The sequence below is a fragment of the Sphaerochaeta sp. S2 genome, assembly GCF_016406725.1.
Lineage (GTDB): Bacteria > Spirochaetota > Spirochaetia > Sphaerochaetales > Sphaerochaetaceae > Sphaerochaeta.
The window spans coordinates 1-5158 of sequence record NZ_JAEKNT010000257.1; the positions used below are offsets into that span (position 1 = coordinate 1).

Below are 5158 nucleotides of genomic sequence, written 5' to 3' on the forward strand. Positions count from 1 at the left end.
CCATAGATCAGGTCACGAAAGATTTTCATTCCACCAACACCAAGGAAGTTCACCCCTTTCTGGTACCCAGCACGGCTCGCACGATCGAGTCGACAAGCCAGATCTGTGATCATAGCCTGCAACCGCTCAGAATCTTTTTCCTCATCACTGATAATTCCCATTGAGTTCTCTTTTCCTACTCGGTCCTTTCCTTCCAAGAACTGTCGTACGTTCGGCAGTTGATATAAAGGACCAGAGACAAGGTACGCGGAGTGTTTACCCATCATGCTGGTCCGATGCCCATTTGCGAACGTACGGTCAAGGAACAGCTTCCACACGGGTTTCAGGAACCTTCCTTCCAGGTTCATCGCATGCACCAATACGTCACAGGAGTTAACCAAGTCTTGGTAGAAGACTTGGAAACCATCCTTTCTGTCACACTCACCTACCAGCTCACATCGCAAGCAGCCTTGGCAGGCTCCTTCATATGGGAATGTGTTAATATCGATTACTTCAACAGCATTAGGATAGGAAGCCAGGAAGACTTCAATCATGCGCGAAAGATTGCCGTCCTTCTGGTATTCATCAGTCAATAAGACAGTACGGATGTCTTTCTTTTTCTCCCCTGTTGTTCCTATCGACTGAGGCTGAAAGTGAAAAGAGGTATCATAACGAATTGGTATGCTTCTTCTAGGAACAGGAGTACGATTGATGCACGCTCTATGAAGATCCTGCATGAAAAACCGCATACTCTTCCTAAAGTCAGCTTGCAACATATCCTTGTTGTCTACACTCAAACCTTCCATAAAGGCCATGCCAAGATCTTCACAGGTCCCACGCAGCCATTCTTCAGCAAGGTGGTCGTAGTAATGAAAGCAACTCATGATACACGTTGCATACTTGCCAGCAAGTATCGTCTGTCTTCCCTGTTCTCTCATGAGGTCGAAGAAGCGAACAAGCTGCCAGGGAACAAGCATGGTATACACCGGGGTAGCCCAGATGACCATATCACAGGCATCAAGCGCATCAAAGGTGTCAGAAAGCCAAACCTCATCATACTCCATCATAGTTAGGTTTTCCCCAACATGGATGATGCTTGCTTCAATATCAGGGTCATGAACCAACAAGTATTTTGCATACTGCAAACTCAAGCTGAATTCACCTTTGGGACTAGCATTGACCACAACTACATTGGTTGGTTTCATTATCACCATTCCTTATGCTTTCAGTACTGTTTTCTTAGGTTTCAGTGTACAGCATGGAGGGCAATTATCAATGAAAATAGATTGAAGATATATCTCAATTACATTTAGAGGGTTGGACCCAAGGGTTTGATCTCAAAGAGTTTGTCATCATCCCAAAGCTCACAGGTCTTCTGAAACTTTAGAGGGAGTGACTACAGCATGCAGCTGAAGGGTTTCCCCTTCAACTACGTAGGCAACATCACTGGATACGCTGATTTGCTCGACTGGAATCACACTAGGAGTATCAGGACTACATGAAACCATGAACACCAAGCACAATAGACCGATGAAACTAAAAACACTTCTCATGTTGATCGAACGAAACAGCAAAACATCCCCCTCTTATCTTAACCGGGAAAAAATCATCAACCAAAGATTTACCAACTATAGTATTTTCAGAGTCACCTCATTGTGACGGTAAGGGACCGGTTGACCTTCATGCTGCATATCATAGAACTTAGTTTCTCCATACAGTGTGAAGGTGCCTTTTCTTAATTCAGGTAAGATAAAAGTTTCCACCACATGCCATCCCGAATTACCAAGCTCATCAACTGATTTGCTCCCTGTAACCCTATCCAATGCTTCGCCATCCAGCTCTAGTATAAAGATTGTTTGTGAAATTAAAGCTTCTGCTTCATCATGGCTTAATTCTACATTTTCTTTTCCCCTACTCATAACTATGGTATGCCCTCCACTTTGGTGCATGAGCCTGAAGGTAGAATCATTGTTACCTCGCCCTGCCATTTCGTAGAAATACACAGTTTTCCCAAAATATGGAAATAAATTACACCCTGCACCAAGGATTAATACTAGTGCCAGAAGTAGGTAGATGATCGATTTCTTCATGGTAGGCTCCTCATAAATTACATACAAAATGTGCTAAATGTAATGCATTAACCATATTTACCTTACCGCACCTTTTTTGCGAGCGCAAGGAATCTGGAATGCATCTCAGATGATTTTCTCACTGCAATGTGTGGGTAGATGAGGTACACTAGAGGTAACAATCCTAGCAAGGAGGAATGTATGGAACGAGAGACAAAGATGATTCCAATCAAGACCCCGCAGGGGGAATTCAATGTCTGGGTGCAGCGCTGTGGCAATAACCCAAGCAAGAGACTGTTGCTATTACATGGCGGGCCTGGCATGAGCCATGAGTACTTCAAGAGTTTTGAAGAGCATTTCAGAGATAGTGACATCGAATACATCTATTATGATCAACTCGGGAGTCACAACTCAGACAATCCTGCAGATCGTTCTTTCTGGACCATTGAGCGATTTGTCGATGAAGTAGACCAAGTAAGAAAAGCCTTGGGCTTGGGGCCGGATAATTTCTTCCTACTAGGCCACTCATGGGGTGGTGTGTTGGCAATGGAATATGCACTCGCTCACCCTGAGGCATTGAAGGGCCTGATCATAAGCAACATGATGGCCGACTGCATTGCCTATCAGAAGTATGCTGATGATGTACTGGGGCCACAGATGGATCCCGCAGTTCTGAAACGCATCAAGGAACTGGAAGCGGCCGGTCAGTATACCAGCGAAGAGTACGAGGCTTTATTGGTTCCCTACTACGAGCGCCATGTTCTGAGACGTCCGATGGATGAATGGCCACAGTGTGTGACCTCCTCACTCAGCCACGCCAACCAGGACCTCTATGTCTATATGCAAGGTCCCAGTGAATTCGGAATTGCAGGCGTACTGGAAACATGGGATAGGTCAAAAGACCTGCCCAAGATTACCATACCCACCTTGGTCATTGGAGCAGAGTATGACACCATGGATCCAGCCTATATGGAGTGGATGTCCAAGCAGCTGCCGAAGGGTGAATACCTATACTGCCCAAATGCAGGACATATGGCCATGTGGGATGACCCAGAAGGGTACCATGGAGGATTGAAACAGTTTATTAACAAGGTATAAGGAAACAAGCCTGCTGCAGAACCATGTGGCAGGCTTGTTTCTGGATTAAGGAGTATAGACTTTATATATCGATAGTTACGTATCAGCATCTAGTAATGGCAAAATCGTGCTAAAAATTGAATGATTTGTGTAGGCGCGTTTGAAAAAGCGGTTGTATGCTATAGATAGGATGTTTAAGCATGATATGTGTCAATGTCCTAAAAAGGAAGGAGAATCTTAGGCATATCCTAATATAAAGGAAGTATGTTTGATGATTCTGGCAGAAGTTGTTTACCACAAATGGGTTTTGCTTATTGCGAGCATGTGGGGAATGATTAATGCTGAAATGTTATTGGTTTACTAGGTTATTTGAATAACCTAAAGAAAAATGGAGGACTATATGTTGAAAAAAGTAGCGGTATTTCTACTCATCTCGTTGATTCCGTTCACGCTGTTCGCAGCGGGTCAGCAGGAAGCTGCCAAAGAAGAGGGTCCAGTCACCCTCTCCTATTTGGTCGCAAGTGGTAGTGACCAGTATCAGGCAAGAGCCGCAGCCGAAGGCTTTATGGCACTGAACCCTGATGTAAAGATTGAACTTGAGCTTCGCCCAGGTGGAAGTGATGGAGACAACATCACCAAGACACGTCTGGCAACCGGTGAAATGAATGACATGTTCTTCTACAATGCCGGATCCCTCTTGCAGGCACTCAATCCAAGTGATACCTTGGTTGACCTTGCAGACGAGCCCTTCATGGATGTGGTTGATGAAGCATTCAAGATGACCGTTTCTCAAAATGGTGCTGTATACGGCGTACCCAACCAGACCGCAATGGGTGGTGGTATTCTCTACAACAAGAGAGTCTACGAAGAATTGGGACTTAGTATTCCCAAGACTTGGGCCGAGTTTGCTGCAAACAATGAAAAGATCAAGAAAGCAGGCATTGCTCCTGTTATCGCTACCTTTGGTGATAGCTGGACCAGTCAGCTCTTTGTTCTTGCAGATTACTACAATGTACAGGCAGAAGTTCCTGACTTTGCTCAATTGTACACTGAAAACAAGATCAAGTACGCAAACACTCCTGCAGCCATCAAAGGTTTTGAACACCTGAAGGAAGCTTATGATAAGGGCTGGTACCAGAGCGGGTTCGCTACGGCAAAGTATGACCAAGGTCTTGAAATGCTGGCAAACGGCAAGGGCGCTCACTACCCAATGCTTTCCATGGCTTTGGGAAACATCACTTCAAACTGGCCTGATAAAGCTGAGGACATCGGTTTCTTTGCACAGCCAGGCCAGAGTGCTGACAAGAATGGAGCAACCATCTGGATGCTTTCTGCAAACTATGTACCTCAGACAACTACTGGAGCAAAGCTTGAAGCTGTAAAGCGCTTCCTGGCTTACACCGTCTCTCCTGAAGGTATTGCAGACATGAACAAGGAGATTCCTCCTTCCGGTCCTTACTTGGTCATCGGTGCAGAACTTCCTGAAGATGTGCTTCCTGCTGTTAAGGATATCTCCGGATATATTGACTCTGGAAACTCCGCACCTGCACTCGAGTTCCTCTCTCCTGTAAAGGGACCTCGTCTTGAGCAGTTCTGTGTTGCAGTAGGTACTGGACAAATGAGTCCAATGGAAGCTGCTGTCAACTATGACAAGGACGTTGCCAATCAGGCAAAGCAGTTGGGTCTTGCAGGCTGGTAAGATTCTTTGATTGTTGCAACCATCCCTTGCATGCAGGGGATGGTTGTTCTCATCTTGGAGGTACTCATGAAAAAGAATACGATTCAGCGGGGAATGATGAAGACCTATCCTAACTGGTTTTATGTACCTGCTGTAACAGCATTTTTTATTTTCTTTATCATACCAACCTTGTCTGCATTCTACTTCAGCTTGACTCGGTGGACGATTTTTGATTCGACCTATATTGGAATGGAAAACTATATTTCCTTCTTGTCAGACCCCATGCTATCAATCGGTCTGAAAAACACTTTCATCTACGCTTTTCTTACCAGTGGACTGAAAACTGTCCTTGCAC

Annotated in this window: 4 protein-coding genes and 1 pseudogene; 3 read left to right on the plus strand and 2 right to left on the minus strand. The window is 45.0% G+C overall.

The genetic code is table 11. The features are described 5' to 3' along the window. The coding region (locus tag JF818_RS07235) for an NAD(P)H-dependent oxidoreductase (protein WP_233066711.1) at positions 1-1184 on the minus strand (1184 nt) is incomplete at its 3' end. 423 nt (positions 1185-1607) lie between these two features. Continuing rightward, positions 1608-2069 carry a hypothetical protein gene (locus JF818_RS07240; protein WP_198891359.1) on the minus strand — a complete coding sequence of 154 codons (462 nt, stop codon included), beginning with the start codon at positions 2067-2069 and terminating at the stop codon, positions 1608-1610. Between the two features lie 180 nt (positions 2070-2249). Here JF818_RS07240 and JF818_RS07245 point away from each other — a divergent pair, with 180 nt between their 5' ends. The 3 genes and pseudogenes from JF818_RS07245 to JF818_RS07255 form a co-directional block, all read left to right on the plus strand. Next, on the plus strand, positions 2250-3146 hold the full coding sequence (locus JF818_RS07245; RefSeq protein ID WP_198891360.1) for a proline iminopeptidase-family hydrolase: 897 nt from the start codon (positions 2250-2252) through the stop codon (positions 3144-3146). Positions 3147-3525: 379 nt separating this feature from the next. Further along, on the plus strand, positions 3526-4824 hold the full coding sequence (locus JF818_RS07250) for an ABC transporter substrate-binding protein (protein WP_198891361.1): 1299 nt from the start codon (positions 3526-3528) through the stop codon (positions 4822-4824). A 66-nt stretch (positions 4825-4890) separates the two neighbouring features. Then, positions 4891-5158 (plus strand): annotated as a pseudogene (locus JF818_RS07255) (sugar ABC transporter permease); the annotation flags it as partial.

Excerpts from the sequence above, each read along its gene's own strand:
- JF818_RS07240 (WP_198891359.1), bottom strand. The coding sequence starts at position 2,069 with ATGAAGAAATCGATCATCTACCTACTTCTGGCACTAGTATTAATCCTT.
- JF818_RS07245 (WP_198891360.1), top strand. The coding sequence starts at position 2,250 with ATGGAACGAGAGACAAAGATGATTCCAATCAAGACCCCGCAGGGGGAA.
- JF818_RS07250 (WP_198891361.1), top strand. The coding sequence starts at position 3,526 with ATGTTGAAAAAAGTAGCGGTATTTCTACTCATCTCGTTGATTCCGTTC.